The 21,500-nt window shown below is 71.9% G+C and carries 12 protein-coding genes; 6 read left to right on the forward strand and 6 right to left on the reverse strand.

Annotation, left to right across the window (positions count from 1 at the left end):
* Nucleotides 1-54: 54 nt before the first annotated feature.
* Complete coding sequence (locus ACFXOA_RS17325; RefSeq protein WP_385028439.1) at nucleotides 55-2,097, reverse strand: CDP-glycerol glycerophosphotransferase family protein; 2,043 nt, start codon at nucleotides 2,095-2,097, stop codon at nucleotides 55-57.
* Between the two features lie 99 nt (nucleotides 2,098-2,196).
* Here ACFXOA_RS17325 and ACFXOA_RS17330 point away from each other — a divergent pair, with 99 nt between their 5' ends.
* Nucleotides 2,197-5,574 (forward strand): CDP-glycerol glycerophosphotransferase family protein, encoded by a 3,378-nt coding sequence (locus tag ACFXOA_RS17330; RefSeq protein ID WP_385028442.1) that lies wholly within the window; start codon nucleotides 2,197-2,199, stop codon nucleotides 5,572-5,574.
* 63 nt (nucleotides 5,575-5,637) lie between these two features.
* On the opposite strand, the gene ACFXOA_RS17335 is transcribed toward ACFXOA_RS17330, so the two are convergent.
* Nucleotides 5,638-6,243, reverse strand: a complete 606-nt coding sequence (locus ACFXOA_RS17335) for a TetR/AcrR family transcriptional regulator (protein WP_385028445.1) — start codon at nucleotides 6,241-6,243, stop codon at nucleotides 5,638-5,640.
* A 148-nt stretch (nucleotides 6,244-6,391) separates the two neighbouring features.
* Between ACFXOA_RS17335 and ACFXOA_RS17340 the strand changes: the two genes are divergently transcribed.
* Together ACFXOA_RS17340 and ACFXOA_RS17345 are read left to right on the forward strand one after the other, a co-directional pair.
* Nucleotides 6,392-7,333, forward strand: coding sequence for an ABC transporter permease (locus ACFXOA_RS17340; protein ID WP_385028448.1), 942 nt, complete (start codon nucleotides 6,392-6,394; stop codon nucleotides 7,331-7,333).
* Complete coding sequence (locus ACFXOA_RS17345; protein WP_385028451.1) at nucleotides 7,326-8,126, forward strand: ABC transporter ATP-binding protein; 801 nt, start codon at nucleotides 7,326-7,328, stop codon at nucleotides 8,124-8,126. The genes ACFXOA_RS17340 and ACFXOA_RS17345 overlap by 8 nt, the downstream gene beginning before the upstream one ends.
* 73 nt (nucleotides 8,127-8,199) lie before the next feature.
* Here ACFXOA_RS17345 and ACFXOA_RS17350 read toward each other — a convergent pair whose 3' ends face one another.
* From ACFXOA_RS17350 to ACFXOA_RS17360, 3 genes are all read right to left on the reverse strand, one after another.
* Nucleotides 8,200-13,230 (reverse strand): NAD-glutamate dehydrogenase, encoded by a 5,031-nt coding sequence (locus ACFXOA_RS17350; protein WP_385028454.1) that lies wholly within the window; start codon nucleotides 13,228-13,230, stop codon nucleotides 8,200-8,202.
* 486 nt (nucleotides 13,231-13,716) lie between these two features.
* Nucleotides 13,717-14,391, reverse strand: coding sequence for an HAD family hydrolase (locus ACFXOA_RS17355; RefSeq protein WP_385028457.1), 675 nt, complete (start codon nucleotides 14,389-14,391; stop codon nucleotides 13,717-13,719).
* A gap of 126 nt (nucleotides 14,392-14,517) precedes the next feature.
* Nucleotides 14,518-15,024, reverse strand: coding sequence for a DUF6912 family protein (locus ACFXOA_RS17360; RefSeq protein WP_385028460.1), 507 nt, complete (start codon nucleotides 15,022-15,024; stop codon nucleotides 14,518-14,520).
* 281 nt (nucleotides 15,025-15,305) lie between these two features.
* Here ACFXOA_RS17360 and ACFXOA_RS17365 point away from each other — a divergent pair, with 281 nt between their 5' ends.
* On the forward strand, nucleotides 15,306-15,722 hold the full coding sequence (locus ACFXOA_RS17365; protein WP_385028463.1) for an Rv3235 family protein: 417 nt from the start codon (nucleotides 15,306-15,308) through the stop codon (nucleotides 15,720-15,722).
* Nucleotides 15,723-16,575: 853 nt separating this feature from the next.
* Here the strand turns inward: ACFXOA_RS17365 and secA are convergent.
* On the reverse strand, nucleotides 16,576-19,398 hold the full coding sequence (gene secA / locus ACFXOA_RS17370; RefSeq protein ID WP_385028465.1) for a preprotein translocase subunit SecA: 2,823 nt from the start codon (nucleotides 19,396-19,398) through the stop codon (nucleotides 16,576-16,578).
* A gap of 241 nt (nucleotides 19,399-19,639) precedes the next feature.
* Here secA and ACFXOA_RS17375 point away from each other — a divergent pair, with 241 nt between their 5' ends.
* Both ACFXOA_RS17375 and ACFXOA_RS17380 read left to right on the forward strand, forming a co-directional pair.
* Nucleotides 19,640-20,227 (forward strand): GNAT family N-acetyltransferase, encoded by a 588-nt coding sequence (locus tag ACFXOA_RS17375; RefSeq protein WP_385028468.1) that lies wholly within the window; start codon nucleotides 19,640-19,642, stop codon nucleotides 20,225-20,227.
* A gap of 9 nt (nucleotides 20,228-20,236) precedes the next feature.
* Nucleotides 20,237-21,412 (forward strand): winged helix-turn-helix domain-containing protein, encoded by a 1,176-nt coding sequence (locus ACFXOA_RS17380; RefSeq protein WP_385028471.1) that lies wholly within the window; start codon nucleotides 20,237-20,239, stop codon nucleotides 21,410-21,412.
* Nucleotides 21,413-21,500 lie beyond the last annotated feature (88 nt).

The raw sequence follows: 21,500 nt of genomic DNA on the forward strand, positions 1-21,500 counted from the left end.
TTCTCCCCTGGTTGCCGGTTGCGCTCGCGTGCCGCCCAGCACAACGACGGCGGCCTACCGAGGGAGCGCCCCGTACGGGTGACCCGGGTCCGCGCCCGCCTCGTCCCGGAACAACCGCCGCACCACCCGCTCCGCCGCGCGTCCGTCGTCGTACGGGCAGAAGCGGCGGCGGAAGGCGGCGCGCAGCGCCTCGGCCCCGGGCGACCTCCACGAGCCGGAGCGCACCACGTCGAGCAGTTCCCGCTGGGTGGTGGCGACCGCGCCCGGGGTGTCGCCCGGGCGGCCGGACAGCAGGTCGAAGTAGGTGCCCCGGGAGGCGCGGTAGGCCTCCCAGTCCGGTGCGTACGTGATGATCGGGCGGTCCAGGCACGCGTAGTCGAACATCAGCGACGAGTAGTCGGTGATCAACGCGTCGGACGCCACGCAGAGTTCCTCCACGCTCGGGTGCCCGGTGACGTCCACGACCCCCTGCCCCCCGGCCGTGTCCGCCGTACGGCCGTAGAAGTAGTGGGCGCGCACGAGGAGTACGTGCCCGGGGCCGAGATCACCGACGAGCCGTTCGGGGTCGAGCCGGGGGACGTAGCCCCTGCGGTAGTCGCGGTGGGTCGGGGCGTAGAGCAGCACGGTCGTGCCGGGCGCGATGCCCAGCTCGGCGCGGATCCTGCCCGTGCGCTCGGGGGTGGCCGTGCGGAGCGCGTCGTTGCGCGGGTAGCCGTACGGCAGGTGTTCGTAGGAGGAGGGGTAGACCCGGTCCCAGGTCTCGGTGCTGTGCGGGTTCGCGGAGAGGCTGTAGTCCCACTGGTCGGTGTGGGCGAGGATCCGCTCGAAGTCGGCCCCGTCGGTGAGAGCCGGGTAGGGGAGCTGGTCCAGGCCCATGGTCTTCAGCGGGGTGCCGTGGTGGGTCTGGAGGTAGACCTGCCCGGGCCGCTTGGTGAACCCCCCGGGAAAACTGGTGTTGTTGACGAGGTACGTCGCGGTGGCCATGGTCCGCCAGTAGGGGCGGGAGCCCTCGATGACGTACGGCACCCCGGCCGGCATCCGGTCCCGGTGCCGGGAGGAGACCACCCAGACCCCGCGGATCTCCGGGGCGAGTTCACGCGCCTTGAGGTAGATCGCGGCCGGATTGCAGGCGAAGCCCCTGTTCCAGTACGCGCCGTAGACGGCGAGGCGGGGGTCGAGCGGACGGTGCAGGTCGGCGCGGTACACGGCTCTCATCGCCCGCGCGCGCAGGGACTTGCGCGCCGCCCGGACGGTTTCCCCGGCCCGCGCACGCCCGGCACGGGCGGCCTCCCGGCCCCGGTGCGCGGTGTACGCGCCGGGAAGCCCCGCGGCCCGGAAGAAGGCGGCACGGTCGGCGGGTGCGACACGGCCGCGGTCGCCGAGCACGGCCGTCAGATGGGCCGTGCGCGCGGCCCGGGTCCGGGGGTCGTCCCCGGTCTCGGCGGCGAGCCGCCCGTACGCCTCGATGACGGCGAAGTGCGCGCGGCCCGCGGCCGCTCCGGTGCGCCGCAGCCTGTGGCGTACGCAGACCCGGTCGAGCGTGGCGAGGGTGCCCGTGTCGGCGGCGAGGAGGGCGGCCCGGATGACGGGCACGACATGACCGTAGGGGCCCTCGGTGAAGCGGAGCCCTCGCGCCTCCCGGAAGGCGCGGCGCACGAGCTGGTTCCCGGCGGCCGGGAGGCCGTCGCCCGGCAGGATCCGCCCCCGCCAGTCGGCCCGTTCGTGCCCCAGCCGCAGCACGTCGGGGCGGTCGTCGCCCAGGTGGGCGGCGATGCCGGCCACCGCTCCCTCCAGGAGCAGGTCGTCGGCGTCGAGGAAGAGCAGATACGTGCCGCGCGCCGCGTCGGCGCCGGCGTTCCTGGCGGCGCCGGTGTCCCAGGGCCCCTCGACGACCGACACCCGCAGCCGCGGGTCCCGCTCCGCGCACTCCCGGGCGATGGCGAGGTCCGGGGCGCCGCCCTGGGCGTCCGTACCGACGACGAGCACTTCCAGGCCGGACGGCCCGTCCGGCCCCGGCGCCTGCCCGGTGACGGACTCCAGGCACGCGCGGAGGTACCCCTGGGCGCTGTGTGCGGGCACGACGACACTGAGGAGCATGGCAGCCGAGCGTAGTGCCGCCTCCCGGCACCCCCTACGGATCTTCACCCGTTCGGGGTAACGGCGTGACCCGTGGCGCTCCCCCGGGTTGAGCTGTGCATGAAGCCGCTCCTCAGTGTCGTCGTCCCCGTGCACAACGTCGAGGGCTACCTGGAGGAGTGCCTCGCCTCGCTGGCGGGACAGTCACTCGATGACATCGAGGTGGTGCTCGTCGACGACGGTTCGACGGACGGGAGCCGCCGGATCGCCGAGGACTTCGCCGCCCGCGACGAGCGCTTCCGCTGCGTCCACCAGCGCAACGCGGGTCTGAGCGCCGCCCGTAACGCGGGCGTCGCCCACACCTCGCCCGGTGTGCCGTACCTGGCGTTCGCCGACAGCGACGACGTCGTCGTGCCCGACGCCTACGAGCGGATGCTGGCGTCCCTGGAGTCGACCGGATCGGACCTGGTGACCGGCAACGTGCTCAGGCTCGACGAGGAGGGGACGCGGCAGGCCTGGCAGTACCGCTGGCTGACCTCCGACAGCCCGCGCACCCACATCACGCGCGACCCGCGGCTGCTGGCCGACCGCGTCGCCTGGAACAAGGTGTTCCGCCGCTCGTTCTGGGACCGGCACGCCTTCGCCTTCCCGGTGGGCAAGCTGTACGAGGACACCCCGGTGATGATTCCGGCGCACCACCTCGCCCGGTCGGTGGACGTGCTGCACGGGCACGTCTACCACTGGCGGGTGCGCGAGGGCTCGATCACCCGGCGCCGCACGGACGTCCGCGGCGTCCGCGACCGGATCGCGGCCTGCGAGCAGGTGAGCGCCTTCCTGGCGGGCCTCGGTGAGGAACAGCGGCTGCGCTACGACATCTCGTGCCTGCGCGACGACTTCGTGTACTTCCTGGAGGGGCTGCCCATGGGCGGCCCCGAGTACCGTGCCGCGTTCATGACGGACGCGGGTGCCTTCCTCGACCGGGCGGGCGACCGCGCGCTGGAGGGGTTGCCGGCGGCCGAACGCGTCCGCTGGCAGCTGGTGCGGGAGCGCCGGGCGGAGGAGCTGCTCGCGGTGCTGGAGTTCGCGCGGGCCAACGGGGCCGGCACGTTCGCCGTGTCCGGCCTCCCCGGGCGACGGCGGGCGGCATTCCCCGGGGTCCCCTCCGCCCGGGCCGGCCTCGGCAGGGGAGACCTCCCGGCCGTCGCCCGGCTGACCGGTTCGTCCTGGGACGAGGACGGCACGCTCCGGCTGCGCGGATACGCCTACATCCGCAACCTCCCGGCCGGCGCAGGCCGGCACTCCCTGAAGGCCGGCTTCCTCCGGGAGGCCGGGGGCAGGCGGCTGCGGCCCGTCCCGGTGCGTACGGTCAGGACCGACCGGGCCACGGCCGACTCGGGCCAGGAACTGCACGACTACGGCCACGCGGGCTTCGAGATGGTGCTCGACCCTGCCCGGCTGCGTACGGGCGCCTGGCTGGTGGGCGTGCTGGTCGCCGGGCACGGCGCGGTCCGGCGGGCGGCGCTGCGCGCCGTGGAGGCCGCCGCCGCGCGGACCACGTTCCACGACCTGGGCGGAGGGCTGCGCGCCGCGCTCGGCCACCGTGACGGGCGGCTGGTCCTGACCGTGACCCGGCTGCCTGCGGTGGCCACCGGCCACCGGACCGGGCCCGGTGGCCTGGAGCTCACCGGCCGCCTGCTCGGGGACACCCGGCCCACCGCCCTCGTCCTGACCCGCGACGGAGCGGCCGAACACGTCTGCCCGGTGCGACTCGTGGAGGCGGGCGCCGGGGAGGCCGGCTTCCGGGTCCGGATCCCGCTCGCCGCGCTCGCCGGGGAGCCCGGCCGTGACGCCCCCGTGGAGGCCCGGGGGGACGGCGGTCGGTGGCGGGCCGCACTCGTCACCGACGGGGACCGGGTACCGCTCGCCGCATCACCCGCCCTCCCCCCGCCCGCCTTCGCCGACGCGGCGGGGAACCTCGTGGTCGACCTCGCCTGCGAACCCTTCGTGGACACCGCCGACACCGGCCGGGACGGCTCCCCGCGGATCGCCGGAGCCGGATCAGGGCCGCTCCTCCTGCGGCACAGCTCCCTCGGCGAGAGCGTCGCCGTCGCGGTGGAGCGGCGGGAGGGCCGGTTCACCGCCGTTCTCGCACGGCCTCCCCGGGAAGGCGCCTGGGACGTCCTCATGGGCGGTCTGCCCGTACGCGTGGGCGCGGCACTCGCCGCCCGTCTGTCCGAGCAGGACGACGCGGCGGCCTTCCACCTCGGAGTCCGTCACGGCGACCGGCTGGCCGTGCACTGCGCGCCCGCCCTGCGCGAGGAGGAGCGCGGCGCGTACCACCAGGCCCGTCTGAGGACGGTGTGCCATCCGGCGTCGCGCCGGCTGCCGCTCCGGGACGTCGTGCTGTACGCCGGGGACGGCTCCCCGCGCGCCGTGCACGCGGAACTGGTGCGGCGGAACACCGATGCCGCGCACCTCTGGGTCACCGACGGGTCCGCGGGCGCCGCGGCCGGTGTGCCCTCCAACGCCGCGCCGGTCGTGGCGCACAGCACCGCCTGGTACGAGGCTCTGGCGCGGGCACGCTGGATCGTCGCGGCGGGCCAGCTGCCCGCCTGGTTCGAGCGCCGCCCCGGCCAGACGGTCGTGCAGACCTGGCACGGCCCCCCGCTGGGCCGCTTCGGCCTGGATCTCACCGGCACCCTGTACGCCGACCACCAGTACCTCGCCACGCTGGCCCACCGTTCCGCGCAGTGGTCGGTCCTGGTCTCGCCCAGCTCCTGGGCCACCCCGCACCTGCGCCGTTCGCTCGGGTACACCGGCGAGGTGCTGGAAGCGGGCTGCCCCGCGGACGACCTGCTCCTCGCCCCGGGCCGGGAGAAGACGGCCGAGCGGGTGCGCCGGGCCCTGGGGATCCCGGACGGGAACCGTGTGGTGCTCCACGCGCCGACCTACCGCGACCACCTCCTGCACCCGGCGGCGAGCCCGCCGGGCGGCGAGTGGCCCCGGCACCGCTGGGACCCCGCGCACGATCTGGCCGGGCTGGCCCGCGCCCTGGACGGCCGTACGACCGTGCTGGTGCGCCGTCATCCGCGGGTGACGGGCGCGGTCCCGGCGGACCCCGCCCTGCGGGACGTGTCGGCCCACCCCGACGCCACGGAGCTGCTCCTCGTCGCGGACGTGCTGGTCACGGACTACTCCGGCCTGGCGTTCGGGTTCGCCCGCACCGGCCGGCCGATGCTGTTCCACACCCATGACCTGGAGCACTACCGGGACACCGTCCGCGGCTTCTGCCTGGACTTCGAGACCATGGCGCCCGGCCCGCTGCTGGTCACCACCGAGGAGGTCGCCCACGCCGTCCGGGACGCCGAGGCGTCCGCGGAGCTCCACGCGGAGGCGTACGAGACCTTCCGGCAGGACTGCTGCGGCCCCGCGGACGGGCGGGCTGCCGCCCGGGTGGCGGACCGCCTGCTCGCCGGGGAGCAGGCCTCCCCGGGCTGAGGGCGGGACGGCCTCCGGGGGCCTTCGTCCCGAGCCGGGGTGCTCGGGACGAAGGCCCCCCGGTCACTCCTTGAGCGCCCGTACCGCCGATGCCGCGAGGTCGTCCAGATAGCCCTTGGGCAGGTCTCCCCGGACCACGACCAGGCGCCAGTAGAGCGGTCCGACGATGAGGTCCAGCGCCCTGTCCGGATCGCTGCCCTCGGGCAGCTCGCCGCGCGCCACCGCCTCCCGTACGACCACGGCGGCGACGCCCTGCTGCTGGTCGAGCAGCGCGGCCTTGATGGCGTCGGAGATCTCCGGGTTGCGGGCCGCCTCGACGAGGAGGTCCGGGATCACCTGCGAGGCCACCGGGTGACGCAGCGCGTACGCCGCCAGCTCCAGCACGGCGCGCACGTCCCCGTACAGCGAACCGGTGGCGGGGGCCGGCATGCCCTGGGCCGCGAGCGCGGAGACCAGGTCCAGGACGAGGTGGAGCTTGGACTTCCACCGGCGGTAGACCGCGGTCTTCCCCACCCCGGCACGCCGGGCGATGCCCTCTATGGACATCCGGGCGAACCCGACGGCGGCCAGCTCCTCGAAGACGGCGCCGCGGATCGCGTCGGTCACGTCCTCCCGCAGCACCGCGGCACCTGCCGGGGTGCGGCGCCCGGTTCGCCGTTCGGTGGTCATGGCCCGAATGATAGTCCGTGACGACGAAACGGTTGCGTTGCGACGCACAAACGTCCTACTGTCGGCGTTGCGACGATACGGTGCCGTCCCATCCCCCATCGCCGGAACCGTACGCCGCCGTTCCCCCCGCCCCTCGTCGAAAGCGACCGTGGTGAGCCAGACAGCAGCCCCGCCGGCATCGGTGGACACCCCAGCCCCCGCACTCCTCCCCACGTACGCGCCGGGCGAGCTCGCCGCACTCGCCGCACGGCACGGGCTGACCGTCAGCGGGGCCCGGCCGACCCTGGGCGAGTACGTCCGGCAGCTGTGGGGGCGCAGGCACTTCATCACCGCGTTCGCCACCGCCAAGCTCACCGCCCAGTACAGCCAGGCGAAGCTCGGCCAGATCTGGCAGATCATGACCCCGCTGCTCAACGCGACGGTCTACTACTTCATCTTCGGCGTCCTGATGAACACCAAGCACGGAGTCCCCGACTTCGTGCCCTTCCTGGTCACCGGCGTCTTCATCTGGACGTTCACCTCCAGCTCCATCACCGCCGGCACCCGGGCCATCAGCGGCAACACCGGGCTCGTCCGGGCCCTCCACTTCCCCCGGGCCTCCCTGCCCATCGCCCTCGCCATCCAGCAGCTCCAGCAGCTGCTCTTCTCGCTGGGCGCGCTCTTCCTGATCCTGCTGGCCTTCGGCCAGTACCCCCAGCCGTCCTGGCTCCTCGCCGTCCCCGCCCTCGCCCTGCAGGCGCTCTTCAACACCGGCGTCTCGATGGTCATGGCGCGGCTCGCCGCGAGGACCCCGGACATCGCCCAGCTGACACCCTTCCTGCTGCGCACCTGGATGTACGCCTCCGGCGTGATGTGGAGCCTGGACACCCTGCTCACCGCCGACCGGGTGCCCCGGCTGGTGCTGCTCGCCCTGGAGTGCAACCCGGCGGCGGTCTACATCGACCTGATGCGCTACGCCCTGATCGACAGCTTCACCGGCGCCCAGCTGCCCCCGCACGTGTGGGCCGTCGCGACGGGCTGGGCCCTGATCTGCGGCATCGGCGGTTTCGTGTACTTCTGGAAGGCAGAGGAGACGTACGGACGTGGCTGACACCCTCGACACCCGTGTGCCCACCGTCGTCGTCGACGACGTCCACATCACCTACACCGTCAACGGCGCCCGCACCGGCCGGGGCAGCGCCACCTCCGCCCTGAACCGCATCGTCTCGCGCCGCCAGCCGCGCGGGGCACGCAAGGTGCACGCCGTGAAGGGCGTCAGCTTCGCCGCGTACAAGGGCGAGGCGATCGGCCTGATCGGGTCCAACGGTTCCGGCAAGTCGACGCTCCTCAAGGCCATCGCCGGGCTCCTGCCCCCGTCCCAGGGCCGGGTCCACACCCAGGGCCAGCCCTCGCTCCTCGGGGTGAACGCGGCCCTGATGAGCGATCTGACCGGGGAGCGCAACGTCGTGCTCGGCGGTCTGGCCATGGGCATGTCGCGGCGCCAGATCCGCGAGCGCTACCAGGACATCGTCGACTTCTCCGGGATCAACGAGAAGGGCGACTTCATCACCCTGCCCATGCGGACGTACTCCTCGGGCATGGGCGCCCGGCTGCGCTTCTCCATCGCCGCGGCCAAGAGCCACGACGTGCTGCTGATCGACGAGGCCCTTTCCACCGGTGACGCGAAGTTCCAGCGGCGGAGCAAGGACCGGATCAAGGAGCTCCGCCAGGAGGCCGGCACGGTGTTCCTGGTCAGCCACAGCAACAGGTCGATCACCGAGACCTGCGACCGGGCGATCTGGCTCGAGGCGGGCACCCTGCGCATGGACGGCCCGGCCGAGGAGGTCGTGGCCGCGTACGAGGAGTTCACCGGGCCCGTGAAGGCGAAGAAGCCCAAGAAGTGACACGTCCGCCGTACGGGCCGGGAAGGCCCGTACGGCGGACGGTCGTGTCAGGCGGCCCCGCGGCCGCCGCGGATCAGGCGTGCGTGCGCAGCAGGGTCCGCATCGTCCTCATGGCCACCGAGAGGTTCGCCAGGTCGAAGGAGTCCGAGCCCCGGATCTCCTCCAGGGTGGAGCGGGAACGCGCGAGGATCGCGGCGTTCCGCTCCTCCCAGTCCGTGAAGCGCTGCTCGGGCGAGGATGCCCCGTTGCCGAAGGCCAGCACGTCCGCGGTGAGCGCGGCGTGCGCGGCGTACAGGTCCTCGCGGATGGACGCGCGGGCCATGGACTGCCAGCGGTCGGCCCGCGGCAGCTCGATGATCCGGTCCATCAGCTGGGTGATCCCCAGCCGGTCCGCGAGGTCGTAGTACACCTCGGCGACGGCCAGCGGGTCCTTGCCCGTGCGGTCCGCGATCGCGACGATGTCCAGCGCCGGGAAGGCCGACGAGAAACCGGCCACCCGCACGGCGAGTTCCTCCGGGACACCGGCCGAGGTGAGCTCGTCGAAGATCGACCGGTACCAGTCGAGGTCGGCACCCCTGAGCAGCTTCGGCAGCTCCTCCCAGACCCGTTCGACGCCCTCGCGGAAGAACCCGATGGTCTCCGAGATCGCCACCGGCTGGGGCCGGTTGCCGAGGAGCCAGCGCGAACCACGCTCGACGAGCCGCCTGGAGTGGAGCCGGATCCTCGTCTGCACATCGGCGGTGACGGTGTTGTCGAGCTCCTCCACCGCGTCCCAGACGGCGGAGAGGCCGAAGATCTCACGCGCGGCGAACTGGGCCCGCACGATCTCCTCCAGCGACGCCCCGGTCTCCTCACGCAGCCGGTGCAGGAAGGTCGAACCACCGGTGTTGACGGTGTCGTTGACCAGGACGGTCGTGATGATCTCGCGGCGCAGCGCGTGCCCGTCGACTGCCTCGGGGAACCGCTCGCTCAGCTGCTTCGGGAAGTACGCGTGCACCAGCGACTGCAGATGGGCGTCGTCCGGCAGGCTGGTGGAGATCAGCTCCTCGGCGGCGGTGATCTTCGTGTAGGCCAGCAGCACGGCGAGTTCGGGCTGGCTGAGGCCCTTGCCGTGGTTGAGCAGTTCACGGATCTGGCGGTCGTTCGGCAGGAACTCCAGGGCCCGGTCCAGGTGCCCGTCACGGCCGAGCCTGCGCATGAAGCGCTGGTGGGCGTGGAGCAGCGACGGCGCCTGGGCGCAGGCGTTGGCGAGCGCGGTGTTCTGCGCGTAGTTGTTGCGCAGCACCAGCCGGCCGACCTCGTCGGTCATCTCCGCGAGCACCTTGTTGCGCTGCTTCACGGTCATGTCGCCGTCGCGGACGAGGCCGTTGAGCAGGATCTTGATGTTCACCTCGTGGTCGGAGGTGTCCACACCGGCGCTGTTGTCGATCGCGTCGGTGTTGATCCGGCCGCCGGCCCGGGCGAACTCGATCCGGCCGAGCTGGGTGGCGCCGAGGTTTCCGCCCTCGCCCACGACCCTGGCCCGCAGCTCGCCGCCGTTGACCCGGATCGCGTCGTTCGCCTTGTCGCCGACGTCGGCGTTCGACTCGGACTCGGACTTGATATACGTGCCGATGCCGCCGTTCCACACGAGGTCGACCGACGCCTTGAGGATGTTCTGCATCAGCTCGGCGGGCGTCATCTTGGTGACCTTGGAGTCGATGCCGAGGGCCGCGCGCATGTGCGCGTTGACCGGGATCGACTTGGCGGAACGCGGGTGGATCCCGCCGCCCGGGGACAGCAGGTCCTTGTCGTAGTCCTCCCAGGAGCTGCGCGGCAGGTCGAACAGCCGGCGCCGCTCGGCGTACGAGGTCGCCGCGTCGGGGTTCGGGTCGATGAAGATGTGCCGGTGGTCGAAGGCCGCGACCAGCCGGATGTGTTCGGAGAGCAGCATCCCGTTGCCGAAGACGTCGCCGGACATGTCGCCGACGCCGACGACGGTGAAGTCCTCGGTCTGGGTGTCGTGGCCCAGCTCGCGGAAGTGGCGCTTCACCGACTCCCAGGCACCGCGGGCGGTGATCCCCATGCCCTTGTGGTCGTAGCCGGCCGAGCCGCCGGAGGCGAAGGCGTCACCGAGCCAGAAGCCGTAGGCGACCGCCACGTCGTTCGCGATGTCCGAGAAGCTCGCGGTCCCCTTGTCGGCGGCGACGACGAGGTAGGTGTCGTCCTCGTCGTGCCGGACGACGTCGGCGGGGTGCACGACCTCGCCCGTCACCATGTTGTCGGTGATGTCGAGGAGCGCCGAGATGAAGATCCGGTAGCAGGCGATGCCCTCGGCGAGCCAGGCGTCACGGTCGACCGCCGGGTCGGGGAGCTGCTTGGCGACGAACCCGCCCTTGGCGCCGACCGGCACGATCACGGTGTTCTTGACCATCTGCGCCTTGACCAGGCCGAGGATCTCCGTACGGAAGTCCTCCTTCCGGTCCGACCAGCGCAGGCCGCCGCGGGCGACCTTCCCGAACCGCAGGTGGACACCCTCGACGCGCGGCGAGTAGACCCAGATCTCGAACGCCGGGCGGGGCGCCGGGAGGTCCGGGATCGCCTGCGGGTCGAACTTCATGGAGACGTAGTTGTGCGGCTCGTGGTCGTCGGCCAGCTGGAAGTAGTTGGTCCGCAGCGTCGCCTTGATGACCGTGAGGAAGGACCGCAGGATCCGGTCCTCGTCGAGCGAGGCGACCTGGTCGAGAGCCCCGTCCAGTTCCTCCAGCAGTCCGTCCGTCAGCTCCGTGCCGGCCTTCTGCCTGGCAGGCGACATGCGGGCCTCGAAGAGCGAGACCAGCAGCCGGGTGGTGTGGACGTTGTTGCGGAGGGTGTCCTCCATGTAGTCCTGGCTGAACGTGGAGCCCGCCTGGCGGAGGTACTTCGCGTAGGCGCGCAGCACCATGGCCTGGCGCCAGTCGAGCCCGGCGCCCAGGACGAGGGAGTTGAAGCCGTCGTTCTCGGCCTCACCGGTCCAGATGGCGGCGAACGCCTCCTGGAAGCGGAACCGGGCGTCGTCGGCGAGGTAGTCACCGGCGCCCGTCGCCTTCTTCGGCAGGCGCAGCCCGAAGTCGTAGACCCAGGCGTGCGTGCGGTCCGAGCAGCGCAGCTCGTAGGGGCGTTCGTCGACGACCTCGACCCCGAGCCGCTGGAGCGCGGGCAGGACGGCGGAGAGCGAGACCTGCTCGCCCGTGCGGTAGATCTTGAACCGTCGTTCGTCGGGTCCGGCGCCGACCGGCTCGTAGAGGCTGAGCGCGAAGTCCTTCCGCTCGCTCCTGAGCTCCTCGATGTGGACCAGGTCGGCCACGGCGGCGCGCGGCGAGTGGTCCGCCTTGTACCCCTCGGGGAAGGACTGCCCGTAACGCCGCATCAGTTCGGCGGCGCGTTCCTCGCCGCACTCGGCGTTCAGCGCCTCCTGGAAGCCGTCGGCCCAGGAGCGGGCGGCCTCGACGAGCCTCGCCTCGATGCGGTCCGCGTCGGCGTCGGTGAGGTGCGGGAGCTCGGTGCCCGGCGGGACCCGTACGACGAAGTGCAGCCGGGAGAGGATCGACTCGGTGTTCCACGCGGTGAAGTCGACGCTGGTGCCGCCGAGTTCCTCCTTGAGGATGTCGATCAGGCGGAGCCTCACCCCGGTGGTGTACCGGTCGCGGGGGAGGTAGACGAGGGCGGAGTAGTAGCGCCCGTACTCGTCCTGGCGCAGGTACAGCCGCAGCCTGCGGCGCTCCTGGAGGTACAGCACGGAGGTGACGATGGAACGCAGCTGGTCGACGGGGGTCTGGAACAGCTCGTCGCGCGGGTAGGTCTCCAGGATCTGGAGCAGGTCGCGGCCGTCGTGGCTGTTCGGCGTGAAGCCCGCGCCCTCCAGCACCTCGGCGACCTTGCGGCGCACCACGGGTACCCGGCGCACCGACTCGGTGTACGCGGCGGAGGAGAACAGGCCGAGGAACCGGCGCTCGCCGACGACGTTGCCCTCGGCGTCGAACTTCTTCACACCGACGTAGTCGAGGTAGCTGGGGCGGTGCACGGTCGCCCTGCTGTTGGCCTTCGTCAGCACGAGCAGCTTGTGCTCCCGTGCCTTCGCCCGGACGTCGGCGGGCAGCCGGTCGAAGGACGGGCTCACCGGATGCGCCTCGTCCTCGCTGTGCTTCGGGTCGGAGCGGAGGATGCCGAGGCCGGTGCCGGGCACGGCGGTCAGGGCGTCGGAGTCGCGCAGCTCGTACTCGCGGTACCCCAGGAAGGTGAAGTGGTCGGCGGCGAGCCAGCGCAGCAGCTCACGAGCCTCCTCGACCTCCTCCCCGGCCAGCTCGTCGAGCGGTTCGGCCGGGAGGTCGTCGGCGATCCGCAGAGCGGCGTCGCGCATCTTGTCCCAGTCCTCGACGGTCTCCCGCACGTCGGACAGGACCCGGAGAAGGTCGGCCGTGATCTGCTTCAGATCGGCACGGTCCGTCTCCCGGTCGATCTCGACGTGGATCCACGACTCGACCAGGGCGTCGTGCGGCAGTTCGGCCGGGACGTCCTTGGCACCGCCGGTCCGCTTCGAACCGTTGCTCCTGGCGGGATCGTCACCGAACACCTCGATCAGCTTCCCGGCGACGTCACGCCGGACGATGACCTGCGGGTGGATCACGAGGTGGATGCCCCGGCCCTGCCGGGACAGCTCGTTGGTGACCGAATCGACCAGGAAGGGCATGTCGTCGGTGACGACCTCGACGACGGAGTGGCTGCTCGTCCAGCCGTTCTCCTCGACGGTCGGGGTGTGCACCCGGACGTTCGCGGTGCCCTGGGGGCGGTTCTCCGCCAGACGGTAGTGGGAGGAAGCGGCACCGAAGACGTCGACCGGGTCGCGGTCGGTCACGTCCTCAGGGGCGGTGTGCAGGTAGTAGCGCTGGAGGTAGGCGAGCAGTGTGTCCTGCACCGGCCGGCCGTCCGGGCCGGGCTCGGTGCCGTCCTCTGCACCAGTGCCGCCGGCGAGGTGCACCCGGAGGCCGCCTCCCGGGCCACCGACACCACCGCCCGGACCGTTGTCAGCTACCCGGGCCGCCCGTGCGAGCAGCTCGGCCTTGGCTTCGTCCAGCTTGGTCTGCATGTCCTCTGGCTCCTGTCGCGCGCCGTTGCGTGACGTAGGTGTAAAAGGCGACGTACCGCCACGACGCGGGGTTTCCGGTCGGGGTCGACGCTATGCCGCCTGGGGAGATTCCCGGGACCACATCGGCCGATTCCGGCGGACGGCCCGGTGTGCGGAGATCACGCATCGCCCGGGTGCCGTGGCACTCCGGGCGCAGGCCGGGGGCTTCGCTGCCCCCCAGGCGTATCGCGCTGATCACCGCACCAGGCTATCCCTCCTGCACCCACAACCGTCATGGGCCGCATATGTACAAAAGATGACCCAGAACTTTGACACTCTGGACATCGCGCGAGGGCGTACCCGCACTCAAGGGCACACGGGCGGGCAGACCCGGTCAGCCCGGTCCGGGACCCTCACCGTCCCGCACGGCACGCCCGCACCCCCCGGCTCCCGCTCCGGGCACGCGCGGCGGGCCCTTCCCGAACGGTCCGCCGTCGTGTCGGCCGGTCAGTCCGCCATCAGTTCGGCCAGCGCCACGGCCTCGGCCAGGGTGTCCACCACGGGGACCCCCACGGCCTCCAGGCTGGCGCGGCTGTGGGAGCCGCCGGTGTAGAGCACCGCGCGCGCACCGACGTGGTCCGCCGCGACGGCGTCGTCCACCGCGTCACCGATGACCACCGCGGACTCGGGCGCTATGCCCCCGAGCGCTGCGAAGTGCCGGGCCATGTGCTGCGCCTTGCTGCCTCCGGACGGTCCGGTACGGCCGTCGACGCGGACGAAGTGCCGCTCGATGCCGTAGGCGCGCACCACGGGCACCAGGTGCTCGTGGTCGTACATGCTGAGCACCGACTGGCTCCTGCCACCGGTTCCCCACCGTACGAGCAGGTCCTCGACGCCCTCGGTCAGCCCGCAGGCCGCCCGCTGCTGGGTGTAGTGGCGGTGGAAGAGGCCGTCCATCCGCTCCCACTCGGCCTCGGTGGGCAGGCGGCCCAGGAGGCGCTCGTAGAACTTGGGTATCGGCACGCAGTACATCTCGCGGTACTGCTCCAGGGTGAGCGGTGCCAGGTCGACCTCCGCGAAGGCGGCGTTCGACGCGCCGAGGACCGCCTGGACGTCGTCGAGCAGGGTGCCGTTCCAGTCCCAGACCAGATGGGTGCGGTGCTTCTTCCCGGATGTCGCCATGAGAAGAAAATACCCGCCGGGTACGACAGCGCCCCCGGGCGGCCCGCCCGCTCGCGTGCCCCGGAACACCGATCCCGCCGGGACACGGAGCCCCGCCGGGACACAGCCCGCCGCGGCCGGGCCGGCTCAGCCGATGAGGCCGGGGATCTCCTGGATCCCGAACCACAGGAGTTCGTGGTCGTCCGCGCCGTCCACGGTGAACTGGGCGTCGTCGTCCCCGAGGTCGGCCGCCCCGAGCGCCGCGGCCGCGGCGGCGACGTCCTTCTCGGCGTCGTCGGCGTCCACGTGCACGGCAGCCGCCTTCGCCAGTGGGACCGCGTCCGCGATCCTGACCTCGCCCAGCGACGAGGCTTCCAGCCCGTGGTCGGGGTCGGCGACCGCCGCTCCGTCCGGCACGTCGAGCGCGACGACGACCCTGCGACGGATCTCCTCCGGCCTGGCCGCGATCACGCGCAGCGATGCGGCGGCCGCCCTGTTGAGCGCCGCGTACTCCAGCTCCTCGATGTCGTCGGATACGTACCACTCGCGCAGACCGGGCGTCACCGCGTAGGCGGTCAGAGGCCCCGGACCGACCTCGCCCGCTCCGTGCGCCGCGGCAAGACCGGAAAGGGTCAGGGGGACGTACACACGCATGACTGGGACCGCTTTCGTAGTCGAGGACGTCCTCAGGATACGTGCGACATCCCCCCTTCGGGGTCGCCGCCGGACGTCCCGGTGTCCACCTCGCGGGGGCCGTCACCCTCACTTCCGCCGTGCGGCCACGGGGTCCGCCACCCGGATAGGTGAACTCGTGGGCCGCCCCCTTCGGCCCCATCGCGGCTTGCGGCGCCGAGGACCGGCCCCGTAGAAGATCCCCAGGAAGTTACCGCCCGGTACTGACCGGGTTCCACACATCAGCCACGGGGGCGATGACCATGAGCACCGACAGGACGAGGCCGGCCGGACGGCGGGACCGCACCAGGCCGGGCACCGTACCCGCGCAACGGCCGACTCGGCCCCTGCGCCCGCACCAGTGGTTCGCCGAACGCCTGCTCGCGGTCCTCAGCGGCCAGCGTCCGGTCCACTGGATGCTCGGCCACACCATCGGGGACGCGTACGACCAGCTCGCCGAGCTCGCACCCGACACACCGCTCGGCCCCGGCAGCAGGCGCCCGGTCGTACGCGCCTGCCACTGCACCCAGCCCGCCACCGGTGTGGTCGAGGCCTTCGCCAGCATCGCCACGGGCGACCGGGTCCGCGCGATGGCCTTCCGCCTGGAGCAGGGACCTGACCTCCGCTGGCGGTGCGCCGCAGTCGACCTCGGCGGCGAACGGCTCCACGCGATCCGGTAGCCGGCCCCGCCGGGTCCCGCGCGAGGCACGGCGCGGGCGGTCCGGCGCGACGGCCGCCGGGCCCCCCGCGAGGGGGCCCGGCGGAACCGGCTGGCGGGCCCTCGGCGTCCGGGACCGGCCGGCGGGGGCCCGCGCACGGGCCCGTCCTGCGGACTCGGCGTAGCCGCGGGGCCCGGCCGGGCTCGGCCCGACCTGGCCCGGCTCGGCTCGGCTCGGCTCGGCTCAGCAACCGTGCAGGGGACGGCGTGGGGCGCGGAAGCCCGGCGTACGAAAGGGGTGAGGGGCAACGGGGAGAGGGCGCCTGGGAGCGGCGCAGGAACCGGCAGGGAAGACGTACCGCCCCGGCGCCGGGGCCCGAAGCGTGGGGTCTTGCGGAGACTCGGCACAGAAGCCGACTGCCCGGCACAGACACCCGGCGTGGGCGCCCGTCGCAGGAACCGCCGCAACCGGTCACTGGCCCCGGCGCAGGAACGCCGGAACCGGAACCGGTTCGCGCAGGAACCGCCGGACCGGAACCGATTACGGGCCCCGGCGCACGAGCCGGCGGGAACGGTGGCCGACCCGCCGTACGAGCCGGCCCGGGCACTCGGCGCCGATACGCCGCGCGGGGGGACGGCACAGGCGACCGGCCGGAACGCTCAGGAGACGCCCAGAAGCCCTGCGGGGAGACGCACGGACGGCCCCATCCGCCCACACGGGAGCCCCGGAGCCACGAGAGCCGCACGGTCCCGCACAGCCCCGTACAGAGGCCTGCACGGCTCCGAGCCCGGACAGGACTCCGGCCCGGACACCGATCGGTGTCCGGGCCGGGAACGCCTGACGCACACGCGTCTGACGCACGTGCTTCAGGGCACTACTTCTTCCGGCGGCGTCCGCCCGTGCTCTTCTGCGCCTTGCGGCGCTCGGCACGCGTCATGCCGTCGCCCTCGGAGCGGCCACCGTCGCCGTTGGAGAAGTCGCCCTCGACGACGCCGCCCTCACCGTCGACCGTGGGGGCGGAGAAGTGCAGCCGGTCCGGGCGCTGCGGAGCGTCCAGGCCCTTGGCACGGATCTCCGGGCGGCCGGAGCCGGCCGCGACCGGCGTCTCCTTCTTCTCCAGGGACGCGGCCTCGGCGCCCTCGGCCACCGGCACCTCCTCGACCTGCTGCTCGACCTGGACCTCCAGGTTGAACAGGTAGCCGACGGACTCCTCCTTGATGCCCTCCATCATGGCGTTGAACATGTCGAAGCCCTCTCGCTGGTACTCGACCAGCGGGTCCTTCTGCGCCATGGCCCGCAGGCCGATGCCCTCCTGGAGGTAGTCCATCTCGTAGAGGTGCTCACGCCACTTGCGGTCCAGGACGGACAGCACCACGCGCCGCTCCAGCTCACGCATGATGTCCGAGCCGAGCGTCTTCTCACGCTCCGCGTACTGCTCGTGGATGTCGTCCTTGACCGACTCGGCGATGAAGTCGGCGGTGACCCCGGCGAGATCGCCCGCGGCCTCCTCCAGTTCCTCGACCGTGACCTTCACCGGGTAGAGCTGCTTGAAGGCGCCCCACAGCCGGTCGAGGTCCCACTCCTCCGCGAAGCCCTCCGCCGTCTCCTGGCGGATGTAGTCGTCGATGGTGTCGTCCATGAAGTGACGGATCTGGTCCTGCAGATCCTCGCCCTCCAGGACGCGGCGGCGCTCGCCGTAGATCACCTCGCGCTGCCGGTTGAGCACCTCGTCGTACTTCAGGACGTTCTTGCGCGTCTCGAAGTTCTGCTGCTCCACCTGCGACTGCGCGGACGCGATCGCCCGGGTCACCATCTTGTTCTCGATGGGGACGTCGTCCGGCACGTTGGCCATCGACATGACGCGCTCGACCATCTGCGCCTTGAACAGACGCATCAGGTCGTCGCCCAGCGACAGGTAGAAACGGGACTCGCCCGGGTCACCCTGACGTCCGGAACGACCACGCAGCTGGTTGTCGATACGCCGCGACTCGTGGCGCTCGGTCCCCAGCACGTACAGCCCGCCGAGCTCCTTGACCTCCTCGAACTCCGCCTTCACGGCCTGCTCGGCCTTCTCCAGCGCGGCGGGCAGGGCGGCCGCCCACTGCTCGACGTGGTCCACGGGGTCGAGGCCGCGCTGCCGCAGCTCCGCCTCGGCGAGGTCGTCCGGGTTGCCGCCGAGCTTGATGTCGGTGCCTCGGCCGGCCATGTTCGTGGCGACCGTGACGGCGCCCTTGCGCCCGGCCTGGGCGACGATCGTCGCCTCACGGTCGTGCTGCTTGGCGTTGAGGACCTCGTGCTGGACACCGCGCTTGGAGAGCTGCTGCGAGAGGTACTCGGACTTCTCGACCGAGGTGGTGCCGACGAGGATCGGCTGCCCCTTCTCGTGCTTCTCGGCGATGTCGTCGACGACCGCCGCGAACTTCGCGACCTCGGTCCGGTAGATCAGGTCCGACTGGTCGGCACGGACCATCGGCCGGTTCGTCGGGATCGGCACCACACCGAGCTTGTAGATCTGGTGGAACTCCGCGGCCTCGGTCATCGCCGTACCGGTCATGCCGGAGAGCTTGTCGTACAGGCGGAAGAAGTTCTGCAGGGTGATCGTGGCGAGCGTCTGGTTCTCGTCCTTGATGTCCACCCCTTCCTTCGCCTCGATGGCCTGGTGCATGCCCTCGTTGTAACGGCGGCCGGCGAGGATACGGCCGGTGTGCTCGTCGACGATCATGACTTCGCCGTCGATGACGACGTAGTCCTTGTCCTTCTTGAAGAGTTCCTTGGCCTTGATCGCGTTGTTGAGGTAACCGACGAGCGGGGTGTTCACCGACTCGTACAGGTTGTCGATCCCCAGCCAGTCCTCGACCTTGGCCACACCGGGCTCGTGGATGGCCACGGTGCGCTTCTTCTCGTCGACCTCGTAGTCGCCGGTCTCCTCGATGCCCTTCAGCGGGTTGCCCGCCTCGCCCCTGGTGAGGCGGGTGACCAGCTTGGCGAAGTCGCCGTACCACTTGGTGGCCTGGTCGGCGGGCCCGGAGATGATCAGCGGGGTACGCGCCTCGTCCACGAGGATCGAGTCGACCTCGTCGACGACGGCGAAGTTGTGGCCGCGCTGGACGAGCTCGTCCTTGGACCACGCCATGTTGTCGCGGAGGTAGTCGAACCCGAACTCGTTGTTCGTGCCGTACGTGATGTCGCAGGCGTACTGCTCACGGCGCTGCGCCGGGGTCATGTTGGCGATGATGCAGCCGACCTCGAGACCGAGGAACTTGTGCACCCGGCCCATCATCTCGGAGTCACGCTCGGCCAGGTAGTCGTTGACCGTGATCAGGTGCACGCCCTTGCCGGACAGCGCGTTGAGGTACGCGGGCAGGGTACCGACGAGGGTCTTGCCCTCACCGGTCTTCATCTCCGCCACGTAACCGAGGTGCAGGGCTGCACCACCCATGATCTGAACGTCGTAGTGGCGCTGTCCGAGAACTCGCTTCGCGGCCTCACGGACCGTCGCGAATGCTTCGGGGAGCAGGTCGTCCAGGCTCTCGCCGTCCGCGTACCGTTCCTTGTACTCGTCGGTGAGCGCCCGCAGCTCGGCGTCGGAGAGGTTGACGAAGTCCTCTTCGATGGAGCTGACCTGGTCCGCGATGCGGTGCAGTTTGCGCAGGATCTTTCCTTCGCCTGCACGCATGAGCTTGTGGAAGACGGACACTGAGGCTGGTCTCCTTGCCGGTCGGGCCTGGCACTGGGTCGTGTGATGGACTCTGGCGCGGGCACGGCAGGTGGGCCCCACCGCAACGGCCATCGTAAGCGAGGACACCACCACGCCGGGAGGGCTGCTGCCGCGTTCTCCCCACCGCACCCGTCCAGGACAACGGACGGAACGGCCGGAAGGTGCCGGGACGCACCGAAAAGTGCTGGCGTCCCCGGCCCCGGCTCAACAGAATCCCTTCATGGAACCCACGATCCTCACCACCGAGCGCCTGCTCATGCGGCCCTTCGCGGCGCAGGACACGGACCAGCTGTACGCGGCCTGCCAGGATCCCGACATCCAGCGCTGGACGGTCGTCCCCTCCCCGTACACCCGTGCCGACGCCGAACTCTTCACCGGGCAGCTCTCGCCCGGCGGCTGGCAGGACGACTCCATGTACAACTTCGCCGTGCTGCTCAGGGACGGTGGGCCGCTCGTCGGCGCGCTCGGCGTCAACCGCAGGACCCTGGGCACCTACGAGGTGGGGTACTGGACGGCGAAGGAGCACCGGGGTGCCGGTCTCACCACGGAGGCGGTTCTGGCCGCGGCACGGTGGGCGTTCACCGGCCTCGCCGCCGACCGCCTGGAGTGGCGGGCGGAGATCGGGAACGCCCCCTCCCGCGCGGTCGCCCTGCGCGCCGGCTTCCGTATGGAGGGTGACCAGCGGGCCGCCCTGTTCAACAAGGGGATACGCCGGGACACCTGGACCGGCGCCCTGCTCCCCGGCGACCTGGGACTGCCCGGCACCCATCCCCGCAGGCCGGCCACCGGTGTCAGTGGCACGCTCTAGGGTTCGCCCATGACGTCTGCGCCGCCGCCCGTTCTGGAGATCTCCGCCGACCAGGCCCGCCGGATCGCCCTGCGCGCCCAGGGGCTCCTGGGCGCCCCCGACCGCAAGGGCGGGGTGCGCGGAGTGCTGCGGCATCTCGGCGCGGTCCAGCTCGACACCATCTCCGTCCTGGCCAGGTCGCACGAACTCGTGCCGTACGCCCGGCTCGGTGCGCTGGGCCGGCGTACGGTCGACGAGGCCTACTGGTCGGACGGTCACTCGTTCGAGTACTGGTCGCACGCCGCCTGCATCCTGCCGGTCGAGGAGTGGCCGCACTTCGCCTTCCGGCGCCGCGCCTACCGCTCACGCCCGCAGTGGAGCCACGACCTTCCCGACGGGGCGTACGACAAGGTCGTCGCGCAGCTGCGCTCCGAGGGGCCGCTCACCGCGACCGAGCTGGGCGGCGCGAAGAACGGCGGCGAGTGGTGGGACTGGTCGGCCTCCAAGGTCGCGGTCGAGCGTGCCCTGATGTACGGCGAAGTGGTGTGCACCCAGCGGCGCGGCTGGAAACGCGTCTACGACCTGGCCGAGCGCGCGATCCCCGACGCCTACCTCCACGACGACATGGACGACGCCGAGTGCCTGCGCCGGCTCGTCGCCCTGGCGGGCAGGTCGCTGGGGGTGGGGACCCGCGCGGACATCGCCGACTACCACCGGCTCAAGGCAGAGCAGTTCGACGCCGTCGTGGCGGACTCCGGGCTGGTCCCGGTCTCGGTGAGGGGCTGGTCCAAGCCCGCGTGGGCGGACCCCGAGGCGCTGGCCTCCGAGCCGCGCGGACGCCACCGCACGACCCTGCTGTCGCCGTTCGACTCGCTGATCTGGGAACGGGCCCGCACGGAGCGGATCTTCGGCTTCACCCACCGTCTGGAGGCCTACGTCCCGCGGCCCAAGCGGATCCACGGGTACTTCGCGATGCCTCTGCTGGCAGGGGGCAGGCTCTGCGGCCGGGTCGATCCGGCCAGGGAAGGAGCGACGCTCGTCGCCCGCCAGGTCTCGCTCGACGGCCCGAAGTCGTTGACGGCGATGGCCCGGGCACTCGTCGAGGCCGCGTCCTGGGTCGGCTGCACCGATGTGCGCGTCGAACGGATCGAGGCGCCGGAGCTCCGCGGACCGCTCACCGCGGAGATCGCCCGCGCTCTCGGCTGAGGCCGGGGGAGCCTTCGCATCCCGCTCGATCACGCGGCTCGCGGCAGCCGACGCGGCCGCGGGTACGGGAATGCGGCCGCACCCACGG

This window comes from Streptomyces sp. NPDC059166 (assembly GCF_042755185.1).
GTDB lineage: Bacteria > Actinomycetota > Actinomycetes > Streptomycetales > Streptomycetaceae > Streptomyces.